At 47.9% G+C, this 15,049-nt stretch carries 12 protein-coding genes; 4 read left to right on the forward strand and 8 right to left on the reverse strand.

What is annotated here, in order from left to right; translation table 11 throughout:
- Nucleotides 1-2: 2 nt before the first annotated feature.
- From GHH_RS09680 to GHH_RS09690, 3 genes are read right to left on the reverse strand one after another with little or no spacing between them, the layout of a single operon-like run.
- The gene (locus GHH_RS09680; protein WP_013523923.1) at nucleotides 3-929 is read right to left on the reverse strand and encodes an ABC transporter permease; all 927 of its coding nucleotides are present in this window, start codon (nucleotides 927-929) and stop codon (nucleotides 3-5) included.
- A 20-nt stretch (nucleotides 930-949) separates the two neighbouring features.
- Entirely contained in the window at nucleotides 950-1,798 is an 849-nt protein-coding gene (locus GHH_RS09685; RefSeq protein ID WP_013523924.1) for a M55 family metallopeptidase, read from the reverse strand.
- A 45-nt stretch (nucleotides 1,799-1,843) separates the two neighbouring features.
- Nucleotides 1,844-2,290, reverse strand: a complete 447-nt coding sequence (locus tag GHH_RS09690) for an Lrp/AsnC family transcriptional regulator (RefSeq protein WP_013523925.1) — start codon at nucleotides 2,288-2,290, stop codon at nucleotides 1,844-1,846.
- Between the two features lie 220 nt (nucleotides 2,291-2,510).
- Here GHH_RS09690 and GHH_RS09695 point away from each other — a divergent pair, with 220 nt between their 5' ends.
- Nucleotides 2,511-3,665, forward strand: a complete 1,155-nt coding sequence (locus GHH_RS09695; protein ID WP_013523926.1) for an amidohydrolase — start codon at nucleotides 2,511-2,513, stop codon at nucleotides 3,663-3,665.
- A gap of 65 nt (nucleotides 3,666-3,730) precedes the next feature.
- Here the strand turns inward: GHH_RS09695 and GHH_RS09700 are convergent, their stop codons facing one another.
- Nucleotides 3,731-4,495: an enoyl-CoA hydratase gene (locus tag GHH_RS09700; protein WP_015375001.1), complete on the reverse strand. Its 765-nt coding sequence runs from the start codon at nucleotides 4,493-4,495 to the stop codon at nucleotides 3,731-3,733.
- Nucleotides 4,496-4,683: 188 nt separating this feature from the next.
- Here GHH_RS09700 and GHH_RS09705 point away from each other — a divergent pair, with 188 nt between their 5' ends.
- On the forward strand, nucleotides 4,684-6,141 hold the full coding sequence (locus tag GHH_RS09705) for a glycosyltransferase family 39 protein (RefSeq protein WP_015375002.1): 1,458 nt from the start codon (nucleotides 4,684-4,686) through the stop codon (nucleotides 6,139-6,141).
- A gap of 95 nt (nucleotides 6,142-6,236) precedes the next feature.
- On the opposite strand, the gene GHH_RS09710 is transcribed toward GHH_RS09705, so the two are convergent.
- The 4 genes from GHH_RS09710 to gabT all read right to left on the reverse strand — a co-directional run bounded on the left by GHH_RS09710 (nucleotide 6,237) and on the right by gabT (nucleotide 12,341).
- Nucleotides 6,237-7,664, reverse strand: a complete 1,428-nt coding sequence (locus GHH_RS09710) for an aldehyde dehydrogenase family protein (RefSeq protein ID WP_015375003.1) — start codon at nucleotides 7,662-7,664, stop codon at nucleotides 6,237-6,239.
- A 106-nt stretch (nucleotides 7,665-7,770) separates the two neighbouring features.
- The gene (locus GHH_RS09715) at nucleotides 7,771-9,189 is read right to left on the reverse strand and encodes a sodium:solute symporter (RefSeq protein ID WP_041470498.1); all 1,419 of its coding nucleotides are present in this window, start codon (nucleotides 9,187-9,189) and stop codon (nucleotides 7,771-7,773) included.
- A 146-nt stretch (nucleotides 9,190-9,335) separates the two neighbouring features.
- On the reverse strand, nucleotides 9,336-10,673 hold the full coding sequence (locus tag GHH_RS09720; RefSeq protein WP_015375005.1) for an aspartate aminotransferase family protein: 1,338 nt from the start codon (nucleotides 10,671-10,673) through the stop codon (nucleotides 9,336-9,338).
- Between the two features lie 321 nt (nucleotides 10,674-10,994).
- The gene (gene gabT / locus GHH_RS09725; RefSeq protein ID WP_015375006.1) at nucleotides 10,995-12,341 is read right to left on the reverse strand and encodes a 4-aminobutyrate--2-oxoglutarate transaminase; all 1,347 of its coding nucleotides are present in this window, start codon (nucleotides 12,339-12,341) and stop codon (nucleotides 10,995-10,997) included.
- A gap of 160 nt (nucleotides 12,342-12,501) precedes the next feature.
- Here gabT and GHH_RS09730 point away from each other — a divergent pair, with 160 nt between their 5' ends.
- Together GHH_RS09730 and speB are read left to right on the forward strand one after the other, a co-directional pair.
- Nucleotides 12,502-13,890, forward strand: a complete 1,389-nt coding sequence (locus GHH_RS09730; protein WP_013523933.1) for a sigma-54-dependent Fis family transcriptional regulator — start codon at nucleotides 12,502-12,504, stop codon at nucleotides 13,888-13,890.
- 164 nt (nucleotides 13,891-14,054) lie between these two features.
- Nucleotides 14,055-15,029: an agmatinase gene (speB, locus tag GHH_RS09735; protein ID WP_013523934.1), complete on the forward strand. Its 975-nt coding sequence runs from the start codon at nucleotides 14,055-14,057 to the stop codon at nucleotides 15,027-15,029.
- Nucleotides 15,030-15,049 lie beyond the last annotated feature (20 nt).

The raw sequence follows: 15,049 nt of genomic DNA on the forward strand, positions 1-15,049 counted from the left end.
GCTCATTCCCCCTCGCTCGTCAGCTTAATTCTTGGATCAATTAGGCGATATGATAGATCGACAAGAAATAACGTAATGACAAGAATCGTGCTGAAGAAAACCGTCGTGCCTAAAATAACTGGATAGTCGCGGTTAAAGATGCTGTCGACAAAATATTTTCCCAACCCTGGTATAGCGAAAATTTTCTCAATAACGAATGTTCCTGTAATTAAAACAGCAAATAACGGGCCGATAAATGTGATGACTGGTAAAATAGCATTTCGTATGCCATGCTTGATGACAATAGCGATCGGGGATAGCCCTTTTGCCTCTGCCATTTTGATATAGTTTTGTTGCATCACTTCCAACATGCTAGAACGCATAAAACGGGCGATCACTGCCATCGGGGTGGCAGCCAACGCGATCGACGGCAAGATGGAATGGGCCCATGTTCCCCAAGACGCTACAGGCAAAACTCCCCACTCAACAGCAAAATATTTGATTAACAATGGCGCTAAAATAAAACTTGGTACAGAAATGCCTACAATGGCAATAAACATCGCTATATGATCAAGCAGCTTATTATGGTTTAGCGCAGCGATAATGCCAAGCAACAATCCAAACACAACGGCAATCACCAACGCTTGCAATCCAAGAAGCGCGGAAACAGGGAATCCGTCTGCGATAAGGGTATTTACGTCCCTTGTTTCAGACTGAATCGATGGTCCTAAATCAAACGTTATTAAATTTTTCATATACAATGCATACTGGACTGGCAGTGGCTTGTCCAAGTTGTATTTCGCCCGAATGTTTTGCAATACTTCTTCAGGCAACACATTAGCGTCGGAAGCAAATGGATCACCGGGAATCGATTTCATGATGATAAAAGTTAATGTGGCGATGAGCCAAACGGTGACAACCATTGTCACCAGACGTTTCATGACGTACACGGTCATTCCCCTCCCTTGTTCTAAGCATTCACATGCCCTAGCACGCCGTTCGTCGCCGTCATGGCGATAATGACACATCCCCACATATGTTTATAGGCAGTGACGATATCATTGCATGTAAACGTGATCGTTTTCGGGCCGATTAATGTCACTGTCGGTAATGTCGTTGTCATCATCGCTTGGTTTGGTCCTTTAAATTCAATTTCAAAGGTAACCGGCCCTTCTAGTTTCAACGGAGGGCATTGTTTCGCTTTCTGTACGGCCTGTTTCGCTTTTTCTCTAATTAACTCATGCGCTTTTGTCGGGTGAAGCAACTCCGCCGCAAAGCGGTCAATCCCGCGCTTGACTACAGCCGCTTCAACGTGAGGCAACGTTTCAAGCACTTCTTTCACATAAGCATCATCACCCGAGATAAAAATGGCCGGTACGTTGTAATAACCTGCAACAAACGCATTCATCTCTGTTTCCCCAACAACACGGCCATTAATCTTGATCTCATTCACACAGATGCCGGCCAAACTATGACTGATTACGGTCCTTTCCGATCCACCTTCGCGTCCATGATGGCCAACAAACATAATCCCGTCAAAGCTATCATCAAGCCCCTCGAGCTGACACATCACGCGATTGTTCCCAGAGACAAGGCGCGCCCGCGGATCCAATTCCTCGATCAGGATGTTGGACATATTGCCATGGCCATCAGCAACCACTACTTCCGTCGCTCCTCCTAAAAAAGCACCCTCAATCGCTGCATTGACGTCCTGAGTCATGAGCTTACGGAACCGCTGGTATTCACTGTTCGTTTTTAATTGTTGGTTGGTTGCCACACCAGAGATCCCTTCCATATCGGCTGAAATAAAAATTTTCATAGCAACAACACCCCTTCTTTTTCAATTTATAAACAGCTAACGATTTTAAATATAATCAAACGTGTTTTTATATACTTCGAGCTGTACGATCGTATCCATTTCAAGAATCCCGTGTACACCATTTAGCATTTTTACTACTTCAGTGATTTCATCTTGACTGGGCACTGCAATTTGGATTAAAAGTTGGTAGCTTCCAGAAGTTAACGTAATATAGCGAACTTCTTTTATTTTCTTCAGCTGTTCAATCACATCCATTAACTTGTTCGCTTCCGTTTTTAAACGAATGATCGCCCCTGCGCGAATCCCAAGAGCTATTGGATTCACGACTCCCACCACTTCGAGAATCCCATGATCGATTAAATTTTTGTACCTCATCCGCACTGTTTTTTCCGTAACATTCAAATTATTGGAAATTTCTGTAAAAGACATCCTACCATCCCGAGATAACAGTTTAATGATTTGTCGATCCAGATCATCGATTTCGTACTTCATAATTTCCCCTTTTCTATACCGTTATGGAATTTTAATAACGAAAATAGATACAAATAAGAAATAAAATTGGTTATTTACAGCACAAAAAACTTGTTTTAATATCTTAATTAGGACTATTTGATTTTTTATTATAATCACAATTAACAAAATATTCAATAGCCCGTTTGTATTTTCCAAAATATTTTAAGAAGAAATATTTCCAGAGGGGGAGGAAATCCATATGGTGACTGTCATTTCCGGAGGAACAGTACTAGTAGGAAACGGACAAAGAATGGAATCGGCGCACATTGTCATTAAGAACGGAAAAATCAAAACTGTGGCAACCGAGCTGCCGGATGTCTCCTCCGATCAAGTGAACATGATCGATGCCTCAGGCAAATTCATTACACCTGGGTTGATTGACGTTCATACTCACCTTGGTATACACGAGGAAGGGATTGGTAAAGAGGGACACGATTTCAATGAAACGAGCAACCCAACGACCCCACACGTTCGGGCAATCGATGGAATTAACCCAAAAGATAAAGGATTTGAGGATGCGAGAAAAGCAGGAGTAACAACGGTGCAAGTCATGCCCGGAAGCGCCAACGTAATTGGCGGAGAAATGGCAGTCATCAAAACCGCTGGGCAAACCGTTGATGAAATGGTGGTCCGACATCCTTCAGGAATGAAAGCCGCTTTTGGAGAAAACCCGAAACGGGTGTATGGGGAAAAAGGAAAACTACCGACAACAAGAATGGGGATTGCCGCTTTATTCCGCGAGCAGTTCATTCAAGCGCAAACGTACTTGCAAAAAATCGAAAGCGGCAAAGAAGTCGAGCGGGATTTGAAACTGGAAAATTTAGCGAAAGTATTGAAAAGAGAAATTCCACTGCGCGCTCATGCACATCGCGCCGATGACATCATGACAGTGATTCGCTTAGCGAAGGAGTTTGGTTTCCGCTATACGATCGAACATTGCACCGAGGGGCATCATATCGCCAATTATATTGCCGAGAATGGGGTCCGTGTCTCTGTCGGCCCAACCATGTCATCCCGATCAAAAGTGGAGCTCGCGGATAAAGGATGGCATACGCTCCTTGCTTTGCGGGACGCCGGCGTCTCTTTCTCGATTACGACCGACCACCCGGTTGTCGGCATTGAACATTTGATGACGAGCGCCATTCTCGCTGTGAAGCATGGGTTGGAGGAGTCTTTAGCTCTTCAAGCCATTACATTAAACGCGGCAAAACATTTAGGCATCGAAGACCGTGTAGGCTCGATCGAAGTTGGAAAAGACGCCGATATCGTCATTTGGAGCGGCGACCCCTTTGACTTGCGCGAAAGCGTGGAACTGACCATGATCAACGGGGAAATCGTATTTCAACGTAACTGACTCTTAAGTAACCATCAACCTTGCTTAAAACGGCTTCTACCCCCTGGCAGAAGCCGTTCTCTTCCCTACCTCCCCCGAAACACCGGCTTCCGCTTTTCTAAAAAGGCGCGGACGCCTTCGCGGTGGTCTTCGGTTTGCCGCATGCGCTGTTGGGCGTCGGTTTCGAGTTCGAGCACGCGAAGCAACTCTTCTTTTGTTTGTTCGACGTACAACATTTTCGTGGCGATCATGGCTTGAAGCGGTTTTTCTTGCAAGGAAGCGATTGCTTGTTCCGCCTGTTGTTCATCTTCGACGATGAAGTCAATCAGCCCGAGCTGCTGCGCTTCGTCCGCGCTCATCGGTTTTCCTTCCCAAATGATCTGTTTGGCTTTCGCCGTGCCGACCCGCTGGGCCAGGAAGAAATGCCCGCCGCCGTCAGGGACGAGACCGATGCCGATGAAATTCATCGCCAAGCGTGCTTCTTTCGTGGCGATGAGGCAATCGCTCGCCAAGGCAAAGCTGAACCCAAGGCCGGCCGCTGGGCCATGGATGAGCGAAACGGTGATTTTCGGCATCGTATACAAGAGCATGATCATCTCCTGAATCGTTTTCATCACGGTTTGAAATTGGCTCGGGTCATCAACCGCCAGCATTGTCTTAATGTCGCCGCCCGCAGAAAATCCTCTCCCTTTGCCGCGGATGACGACAACGGAAGCATCACTTTCCTTGATTTTCCGCAGCGCGTCGACGAGTTCCGTTAGCATTTGCACATCCATAGCATTTAACGCCTGCGGGCGGTTCAGTTCCAATATCGCTTTGTTTTGGTCAAATGTCAGCACAACCGTTTCCATGGCTCTCCTCCTCTGAATGATGATTCATTTCTTTTCATTCGCCATGAAGATGGTTTTTTCCTTGTTGGCGGCAAAAATATCATGTTCTCCAACACATCCATGCTTGACATCTTCATCTACTTGTAATAGCTTCTATGTCGGTGTTGCTTTTTTTCGAAGCACAGCGTGCCGATAAAGGAGTGGATCGCATGAGAAATCCAAGTGTACGAAACATCTCGTTTTATCTAGCGGCGGCGTTGATCTTCTCGATGATGGTCTACAACGTCTTTTATCATCTAGGAACATTCCCGATTTCAAGCTGGGACGAAGCGCGTCATGGCGTCAATGCATACGAAATGCTGAGGCATGGAAACTTGATCGTCAACACATACCTTGGGCATCCTGATTACTGGAATTTAAAGCCTCCTGTTAGCTACTGGGCGATCATGATTGGCTATAAACTCGTTGGGATGAACGCGCTTGGTTTGCGGCTGATGTCTGGCATTTGCGCTACGCTCACGGCCGTTGCCATTGCGCTATTTGTGAAAAAACGGTTTGGAAGCATGGCCGCGATCGTCTCATTGCTTGCCTTGTCTACTAGCACCCAATATCTTCTCAACCATTGCGCTCGCACAGGAGATGCGGATTCGCTCTTTGTATTCTTCTTTACGTTATCCATCCTTTCTTTGCTGGCCGCCAGACGGCAGACGCGATGGTTGTATGCAGCGGGCCTTGCCTGTTCACTTGCTTTTTTAACGAAAAGTTGGCATGCGGGGAACATTCTGTTGATCATGGTCTTATATTTTCTCATCACTAGGCAGTGGGAGTCAGGACGCTGGCGCGCATGGTGGAGGGCAGCGCTCACCTTCGTTGTTCCTGTGCTCGCTTGGGCTTTTGCCCGCTATCACTATGATGGATTCAGTTTTTTTAAACAAATGATCGGATATGACTTGTTGTTGCGCTCCACTCGGCCCATTGAAGGTCATATCGGCGATGAAACCTACTACGGCATCATTCTTGTTCATTTTTTCTTTTGGTGGCTGGCGCTCTTGGTCGGAATCATGGTCATCAGTTACATGCAAGGCGTTCGTCTTTTAGCGTTTGAAGGAACAGACCATCGATTGAAAGAAGATGTGATCGGGATTTTGCTTTGGATTTGCGTCCCGCTTCTCATGTTTACCATAGCTAAGACGAAAATCAGATGGTACATCCTCCCTGTCTATCCGCCGCTTTGCATATTGATTGGCATTTGCGCAAGTCAATTATGGAGAAAAGGAACGTGGGGAGCGCGGGGAGTGTTGCTGACTGGACTGTTGTTCGTCACATCGTTTTACGAAACGAATATTCAACATTATATCCATCATCCCAAGCCAAATTTCGAACTGGCATTGCTTCAGCAGACCGCCCAAATGCCTGTTCATGGATACGAACTGTTTATGTACCATCCGTTGCACGAGAAGGGTCGCTGGCCGCAAAATGCGGTCTTGACAGCAGAGCTTGCGAATGACCTCAAACCTCGGCACGGAGGGCTGAAAACGTTCTTGCATACAAGCCGAAGCCTGCTTCTCGTGAAAAAAGCATGGTTCAGCAAACAGCTCGAGCATAAATACCACCTGTCTGTTCTCGCCTCGAACCGTTGGGGATATATTTTGGAAAAGCACGCTTAAACATACAGCCTTGGAGTGCCACTCTCTCCAAGGCTGCGCAACCATTCTTCTAGAATTTTAGGAATAAACTTTACTCCAACCTCTTCTCATCCCGCTTAATTCTGGTTAAAAATAATCAATTTCAACTCCGTCATTTCCTCGATCGCATAGCGAATCCCTTCGCGGCCAAACCCGCTTTCTTTCACGCCGCCGTACGGCATATGGTCAACGCGGAACGTTGGGATGTCGTTAATCAACACGCCGCCAACGTGCAGTTGTTTCGCCGCTTTCCACGCGGTATGGACGTTGTCGGTGTAGATGCCCGCCTGCAAGCCGTAGCGCGAGTCATTGACAAGTTCAATGGCTTCATCGATCGAACGGACGCGGTTGATCAAGACGATCGGGGCGAACACTTCTTGGCAAGACACTTTCATCGTCGGTTCGGCGTCCACAATGACCGTCGGAAGCAAGATATTGCCGTCGCGCTCGCCGCCGAGGACGACGTTGGCGCCGCCTTGTTTTGCCTCTTCGATCCAAGAGAGCGCCCGGTCGACATCGTTTGGCGTAATCAAGGCGGATACATCGGTGGTTGGATCCAACGGGTCGCCTGTTTTCAACTGTTTCGCGGCGGCGACAAATTTTTCGACGAACTCGTCATAGCGCTTTTCATGGACATAGACGCGCTGGAGCGAAATACATACTTGTCCTTGGAACGTGAACGCGCCAAATACGCAGCGCGGGATGATGCGGTCAATATCGACCTGCTCGTCGACGATCACGGCCGAGTTGGAGCCGAGCTCGAGCGTCACCCGCTTTAAGCCTGCTTTATTGCGGATCGCGATGCCGACTTCCGGGCTGCCGGTGAAGGTGATCATGCTGATGCGCGGGTCGGTGACGATTTTGTCGCCGACCGTGCGGCCGCTTCCGGTGACGACGTTGAGCGCCCCTTTCGGCAAACCGGCTTTTTCGAACAATTCGGCGATAAAATAGGCGGACAGCGGCGTTTGGCTGGCTGGTTTTAACACAACTGTGTTGCCCGAGGCGATGGCCGGGCCAAGTTTATGGGCGACCAAGTTCATCGGGAAGTTAAACGGCGTAATCGCCCCGATGACGCCGATCGGCTCGCGGACCGTCAAGGCGATGCGATTTTCCCCGCCCGGCGCCGCGTCGAGCGGCAGTGTTTCCCCATGAATGCGTTTGGCTTCTTCGGCGGCGAATTTGTACGTTTGGATCGTGCGGGCGACTTCCCCTTTCGCCGTGGTGATCGGTTTGGCTGCTTCCAAGGCGATCAACCTCGCCGCTTCTTCCTGCCGCTCTTTCAGCTGCTCGACGACCCGCTCTAAAATGGCGGCTCGTTCATGCGCTGGCATGGCCGCCATCGTTTGCCGCGCGGCGTACGCCGCCGCGATCGCTTCGTCGACTTCTTGTTCGGTGGCCACAGGGATTTCGGCAATCGTCTCGCGTGAGTATGGCGATTTCAGCTCAGTGTACGACTTGGCTTCCCGCCATTCACCGTTGATGTATAGCTGTTTTCTTTCCGCCATGTTCCCATCCTTTCCCTAAACTAGTATTCGCAACCCAAACATTGCCTGTGTCAATCCATTTTTTTATTTCGCCGCAAATTTGCTAGAATCCTCTTTTCTGATCCGTTTATAGGACATGTTGTTGCTCCTCTATCATTTTATTCCCTTCTTTCAGATTGGAGGATGGAAAGAGGTAAGAAAAAACCACAATCGAAACGATACTCACCCCAATTCCATACATGATCGGGTTGGTGGAACTCAATCCCTCCACGACCAAACCAATGAGAACGACCAATGAGCTGATCACAATCGAATAGAAGCCGGCTTTCGCTGTTGCTCGCTTCCAAAAGAAACCGAGAACCACTGGCACGAAAATGGCGCCTGACAAAATGGCATAGGCTACATCCAATGCGACAAGCACATCCTGAATCCAAATAGCAAAGACAATGGCGACAATCCCAACCGCTAGCGTCATCATTCTGGACAAAAGGACAAACTGTCGATCGCTCATATTTTTAAGCCAATATTGCTTCAAAATATCATGCGATAACAGAGTAGACGAGGCAAGCAATGTTCCGGAGGCCGTTGACATGAGAGCAGAACATACGCTGGCCAAAATGAGCCCTAACAAGCCGTGTGGCAAAATCTCTAATGACATGTTGGCAAATACGTTTTGCGGATCGTTCATATTCGGAAAAACAATCACCCCGCACATACCAATGACGCTTAACGCTACGGCATAAGCAACGCTGTAGAGACCAGCATATATTGCGCCGCCTCGAGCAATGTTCGGTGTTCTGGCCGTAAACACCCGTTGCCAAATGTCTTGTGATACCACCATTCCTAACGTATAGAGCAAGAAGTATTGGAAAATATTTGCCCATCCCATGGACGTCAGATCAAAATGCGACGCTGGCAATCGCTCCAAAAGCGATGTCCATCCGCCGACATGGGACAAACTCATTGGCAGCATTACGAAGAAAATGCCGACTGTCATGACGATAAACTGAATGATGTCCGTCATCGTAACGCTCCACATGCCCCCGAGAATCGTGTAAAACAGCACGATCCCCCCGCCGACTAACATCGAAACGGTCATGCTCCAACCTAAAACAGCATGAATGATGGTGCCCATCCCAATGACTTGTGTCACCGAAACCATCAGCGTATAAATCGCGGCAACCAACGCGCTGATCAAACGCGTTTCCTGATTGTAACGGCGGCCAAGCAGTTCGCTGATCGTGGTCACATGGGCGCCGTAAATTTGGTTTGTAAAAAACAGACCGAGCACAGCAATGCCCAAGCCAATCATAAAAACAAACCACATACCCGAAATCCCAAATTGATACCCTAACTTCGCCGTCCCAATCGTTGAAGCGCCGCCCAAAATCACAGCAGACAGACATCCAAGATAGACAAATAGTCCGAGATTTCGGCCTGCCAACGCAAAATCTTCGGCGGTTTTCGCCCGCTTCGCCCCCAAAATCCCTGCGACGATCAATACGAGAAAATAACATAAGAGAACCCCACTATCCAGTGCGTTCATAACCATTCCCCCATCCTCTTATAATTCAGAAATCGATCTCCTTCGAGGTCCTTTCATAAAGGCAGACATTCCTTCAACGAGACACGACATCGGTTCCTGAATACACCCAATTTCCAAATTGCAATCGACATGTGCCCCCTCTTTTTTCATTTTCCAGAAGCGAACGAATGCACACCGATTTCCGCTTCATATTCGGTCAACGCCTCGTCGAGCATGCTTAATCCTTCGTCAATCTGTTCTTTTGTCACGATCAGCGGTGGGATCATGCGAATCACTTCTCCTTGATTGCCGCATAGATAGAAAAGAACGCCTTTTTGCAGGCAACGATTCAAAATATTCATCACTCCCTCCCCATTCGGTTCGCCAGTATGCGGCTGGACGATCTCAATGCCGATCATCAGACCGATCGAACGCACGTCTCCAATGACGGGATGCTTCCTTTTTAAAACTTCCAGTTTTTTTCGCGCGTATTCCCCAACTTCCCTGCAATTTTCTAACAATTTTTCTTCCCTAAATACTTCTAAAGTCGCCAGCGCCGCCTCGCATGCGATGGGGTTGCCTCCAAAGGTTGTCCCATGGCTGCCGAGCGGCCACTGTTTCATTAATTCTTTCGAAGCCACTGTTGCACTTAATGGAAGACCGGAAGCGATGCCCTTGGCAATGGCCATAATGTCTGGAGTGACACCGAATGTTTGAGCAGCAAACCACTCGCCAGTACGACCAAAACCTGTCTGTACTTCATCGAAAATAAGTAAAATTTCATAGCGATCACAAATTTCCCTCATCTTGTGAAGCCACCCTTTGGGAGGCACAATATATCCTCCTTCTCCCAACACCGGCTCGACAATCATGCATGCCACTTCTTCCGGAGTCACTTGATGGGCAAACAAAGAAGCCACGTCGTTTTCAAGCCTATTGGCAAAATACACATCTGGATCCTCCCCAACTGGACAATCCTTTGGATTGGCATATGGAAGTTGATACGTCAACCCATTTGGCTGCAAGTATTTCCGATATTTGCTTTTCGATGTGCTGACGCTGAGCGCCCCTAACGAACGGCCATGAAAACATCCGGTAAATGAAATGACGTATGGCCGCCGTGTCACATGTTTCGCTAATTTGATCGCACCTTCGATCGCTTCTGTTCCACTGTTGGCAAAAAAGAAGCAGTCAAGTCCTTCTGGCAAAATTTTCGTCAGCTCTTCGGCCAAGCGCAAAATGGACTCATACATGATCACACCGCTCGGCCCGTGCATTAGGCGGTCTGCGGCCTCTTTGATGGCCTGCACGACCTTTGGATGACGATGCCCCGTATTCGCCACGGCGATACCAGAAGTAAAATCAAGATATTTCCTTCCATCTAATCCGTAATAGTAGCACCCCTCTTCCTTGACAACCGGCAGATTCGGATGGTCTTTCGCCATCGTTGGCGCGAGCAGGTCGGGCATTTTGTGAAAGAGAGGCATCCAGTTGCTCTGTGTCATGTACATCCCCCTTTGACCAAACCATTTGTTCATTGAAAGTAGTTCGCAAGTTTTGTGCCACCATTTTGACTATTCGATATTTTTTGTCAGCTATCCGCACTGGTTTCTATCATCTCATTTCCTGCGACCCCCCAACTGTTCTAATTCTTTTTTGAATTAAAAATTCATTTTTGCATCAATACGGATTGTTCTCCCTTCAAAAACATTCTCTCGTGGTAAAAGTGGTCAATCTCAATAAAAAACCGCGCCACAAAAAGGTGGCACGGTCCAAAATTCGACTGCATAGCGAAGTTTTCATGAGTAGTTTGGTCAGGACACTAATCATGCCAATTCGGCAATAACCTCTTCGATGACATCCAATGCTTCCTCCAGCTGTTCATCTGTGATGACAAGCGGCGTTAACAGACGAATGACATTGCTGTATAGGCCCGCACCCATGACGATGACCCCCCGTTGATGGCATTCTCGCAAAATGGCGGCCGTCAACTCCTTATTCGGTGTTTTCGTCTTAGCGTCAGTGACAAATTCAACGGCCACCATGGCGCCGAGCCCCCGAACATCCCCGACCGTCTCGTATTTCTCCTGCAGCCGTCTGAACCGATCAATGGCGATTTGTCCAATGACATTGGCCCGTTCAACCAACTGTTCTTGTTGCAACATGCGAATCACTTCCAAAGCGGCCACGCAGCCGAGCGGGCTGCCTCCGTACGTCCCGCCGATTTCTCCCGGGTTGGGTGCATCCATGACTTCCGCTCTTCCCGTCACCGCACTAATCGGCACTCCTGCCCCGATCGACTTGGACATGGTGATTAAATCAGGGATCACATCAAAATGTTCAATGGCAAACATCTTCCCCGTTCGTCCAAATCCCGTCTGGATCTCATCGGCGATAAACAAAATCCCGTATTTTTCACAAATTCGTTTGACCCCTTGAACAAATGTTTTCGACGGAACAATAAACCCGCCCTCCCCTTGTACAGGCTCCATAATGATTGCGGCTACCTCTTCTGCCGGAACGTCGGAGAGGAAAAAATCCTCAAGCCGCCGCAAAAGCTCGGCGTCCAATTCCTCGTTGGTCATGCCCGCTGGCTTTCGGTAATAATATGGATAAGGCAGTTTGTACGTATCGGGCGCAAAGGGGCCGAATCCGAATTTATAGGGTTTGACTTTGCTCGTGAGCGACATCGCCAGCAGCGTCCGTCCGTGAAATCCTCTTTCAAAGGAGAGAATGGCTCTTCTCCCAGTATACTTTCGGGCAATTTTGACGGCATTTTCGACCGCTTCTGCCCCGCTGTTCAAGAAGAAGGTCTTTTTCGAATGATTCCCTGGCGTGATGCGGTTCAATGTCTCTGCCAATTCGACATACGGTTCATACATCATAACGTGAAAACATGGATGAATATACTGCTCCGCTTGTTTTTGGATCGCTTCCACCACTTTCGGGGGGCAATGGCCGACATTGAGGCTTCCAATCGCCCCAGCCAAGTCGATAAACGTATTTCCATCCACATCGGTTAAGAGAGCCCCCTCTCCTTTTACCCCAAATGTCGGTACGGTGTGAAACGGCCCCCGCGGAACATTCTCTTCTTTTTTTCTTAATAGCTCCTTTGCTTTTGGTCCCGGAATCGCTGTTTTGACTTGGATATATTTTTTTGTTTTTGCCTTCATCTTTTTTCCTCCGTTCCTTATGTCATGATTCACTTTTTCATACATGCAAACAACATGCCAAAAACTTCACGGAAAATCATATGACAAAGAAAGAGGATTTTTTCTCTTCTTTAGATAAAGTTAGTAATAGAAGCGCTGACAGACTGCTAGGAGGGAAAGTATGCAACGTACAGCCGATGTGTTGGAATTCGAGTTGGATGCGATATTGAGATCATCGAACGACAATATTGTCATCGCAGACGAAAACGGGATCGTTCTTCGCGCCAGCCCGAATTGCTTGTCCATATACGGAAAGGACGCCTCTTATTTAGTCGGAAAATCGGTCTATCAATTAGAAAAAGAAAACGTCTTTTGCCCTTCCGTTACAGCCAGAGTATTGCGGGAGAAAAAAGAGGTTCAATTGATGCAGCAAACCGCCACCGGCCGGGTTGTCATGGCGACAGGAGTGCCGGTATTTGACCAACAAAACCGCCTTGTCCGGGTGATCAGTTTCTCCCACGATTTAACAGAACTGGAGCGTTTAAAAGAAGACTATGAAAAACTGAGAAAGCAGATGGAACATTATCAAATGGAAATCGAGGAGTTGAAACCGGACCATATCGTCATCCAAAGCAAGGCGATGGAACGAATTTGGAAGCTCGTGCACCGCGTGGCCCAATCGGATGCGACGGTTCTTTTCCTCGGCGAGTCTGGAGTCGGAAAAAACGTATTCGCCCGTTCCCTTCATCTCCATAGCCCAAGGCGAAACGAACCGTTTATTGAGGTCAATTGCAGCGCCATTCCTGAATCGTTGTTTGAATCGGAAATGTTCGGCTATGAAAAAGGGTCCTTTACCGGTGCGCAAAAAACAGGAAAACCGGGGCTGATCGAATTGGCCGACAAAGGGACTCTCTTCCTTGATGAAATTGGTGAGCTTCCCCTTTCGATGCAAGCGAAACTGCTGAAAGTGCTTCAAGAGAAAAAAGTCATACGCGTTGGAGGCATTAAAGAACGAACGGTCGATTTTCGTCTGATCGCCTCGACGAATCAGAACCTAGAACAGATGGTGAAGCAAGGGAAGTTCCGCCAAGATTTATTTTATCGTTTGCATGTGATTCCGATTTATGTTCCTTCTTTGCGCGAGAGAAAAGAAGATATTTTCATGCTGGCGCAATACTTTTTGAAAAAATTCAACGAAAAATACCAGATGGATAAATATTTCCATCCGTCCATCGTCGACCATCTCGTTCAGTACGACTGGCCGGGCAACGTGCGTGAGCTGGAAAATATGATCGAACGGTTAGTCATTACTTCTGAAACGAGGGCCATTTATCCGGAATATCTCCCTTTTTCGATCCAGAAACATCAAGAGGTGATCCATCAATCGTTGGAAAAACGGAACGAACCGTCGACATTAAAAGAAGCCATGGAACAAGTGGAACGGCAATGGCTCCTGCGCGCCGTCAAACAGTGCAAAACAACATACGAGATGGCTGATTATCTTGGCATCAGCCAGCCAACGGTCGTACGAAAGCTGAAAAAGTATGGTATTGATTCAAAAACGAATTAAGATTCATTTTTGAATCAAGTGTTCACTCATTTTTGAACATACGCAAGCAAGGATGGCAGTCAAAACAGCCCTGCTTGCGTATTTCTTGTCTACTTCCCCTTTTTGGCATACTTTTTGCTTCTAAATATCACAAACTATTTTTCACTGCCCAAGGAGGTCTTGACATGTATAAACCGAAAGATTCTTCCCAATCGCCCCGCTTTTGCGGCGTTCGAACCTTTATGCGGTTAGAACCAATCAAAACGACAGATAACGTTGATTTTGTCGTGCTCGGCGTCCCGTTTGATACGGCAGCCTCGAATCGGACGGGACAACGGTATGGTCCGCAACACATTCGCAATTTTTCCGTCCTGTTGCGCCCTTACAACCCCGACATGGATATCGATATTTTTGCCTATTGTTCTGGCGTCGATTACGGGGACGTTGATGTCATCCCGGGCAATGCGCTCCGCACATATGATCGCATCGTCGAAGAGCTGCGGCCATTGTTAAAGAAAAACATCGTTCCGATTCTGATGGGCGGCGACCATTCCATTACATTGGGGCACTTGCGGGCTTTTTGCGAACGCTTTGGTCCCGTCGCCCTCGTTCATTTTGACTCACACAGCGACACATGGGACCATTACTATGGAGAAAAATATATGCATGGCACGCCGTTCCGCCGCGCGGTCGAGGAAGGGCTGCTCGATGTCAATCATTCCATTCAAGTCGGAATGCGCGGACCGCTTTACAGCGCGGATGATCTCGAGGACGCACGACGGCTTGGCTTTGAAGTCATTCCGATGAAAGAAGTCCGGCAAATCGGCTTTTCGGAAGTCATGCGCCGCATCCATCAACGTGTCGGAAACAGACCGGTTTTCGTTTCTTATGACATTGACTTTGTTGATCCGGCATTCGCTCCTGGAACAGGCACGCCGGAAGTAGGCGGACCGACAAGCTATGAGGCATTAGAATACGTAAGAGGGCTTGACGGGTTAAATATTGTCGGGTTTGATCTCGTCGAGGTATTGCCTGCTTATGACAGCGGGGAAATGACAGCCGTATTGGCGTCTGCCATTATATATGAAATGATCACGCTTGTGGCGCTAAAGAAAAGGCGGGCGCAGGCTAACCGTCTATCCACGGCGACAACGCCATAAAACCATCTTGCCGAAAAGGA

Origin of the sequence: Geobacillus sp. GHH01, assembly GCF_000336445.1 — a bacterium.
GTDB classification, from domain to species: domain Bacteria; phylum Bacillota; class Bacilli; order Bacillales; family Anoxybacillaceae; genus Geobacillus; species Geobacillus zalihae.

What these genes read in the sequence shown, in the direction of transcription:
- GHH_RS09685 (WP_013523924.1), bottom strand. Translation starts at nt 1,798, where the DNA reads ATGAAAATTTTTATTTCAGCCGATATGGAAGGGATCTCTGGTGTGGCA.
- GHH_RS09690 (WP_013523925.1), bottom strand. Translation starts at nt 2,290, where the DNA reads ATGAAGTACGAAATCGATGATCTGGATCGACAAATCATTAAACTGTTA.
- GHH_RS09695 (WP_013523926.1), top strand. Translation starts at nt 2,511, where the DNA reads ATGGTGACTGTCATTTCCGGAGGAACAGTACTAGTAGGAAACGGACAA.
- GHH_RS09700 (WP_015375001.1), bottom strand. Translation starts at nt 4,495, where the DNA reads ATGGAAACGGTTGTGCTGACATTTGACCAAAACAAAGCGATATTGGAA.
- GHH_RS09705 (WP_015375002.1), top strand. Translation starts at nt 4,684, where the DNA reads ATGAGAAATCCAAGTGTACGAAACATCTCGTTTTATCTAGCGGCGGCG.
- GHH_RS09710 (WP_015375003.1), bottom strand. Translation starts at nt 7,664, where the DNA reads ATGGCGGAAAGAAAACAGCTATACATCAACGGTGAATGGCGGGAAGCC.
- GHH_RS09715 (WP_041470498.1), bottom strand. Translation starts at nt 9,189, where the DNA reads ATGAACGCACTGGATAGTGGGGTTCTCTTATGTTATTTTCTCGTATTG.
- GHH_RS09720 (WP_015375005.1), bottom strand. Translation starts at nt 10,673, where the DNA reads ATGACACAGAGCAACTGGATGCCTCTCTTTCACAAAATGCCCGACCTG.
- gabT (WP_015375006.1), bottom strand. Translation starts at nt 12,341, where the DNA reads ATGAAGGCAAAAACAAAAAAATATATCCAAGTCAAAACAGCGATTCCG.
- GHH_RS09730 (WP_013523933.1), top strand. Translation starts at nt 12,502, where the DNA reads ATGCAACGTACAGCCGATGTGTTGGAATTCGAGTTGGATGCGATATTG.
- speB (WP_013523934.1), top strand. Translation starts at nt 14,055, where the DNA reads ATGTATAAACCGAAAGATTCTTCCCAATCGCCCCGCTTTTGCGGCGTT.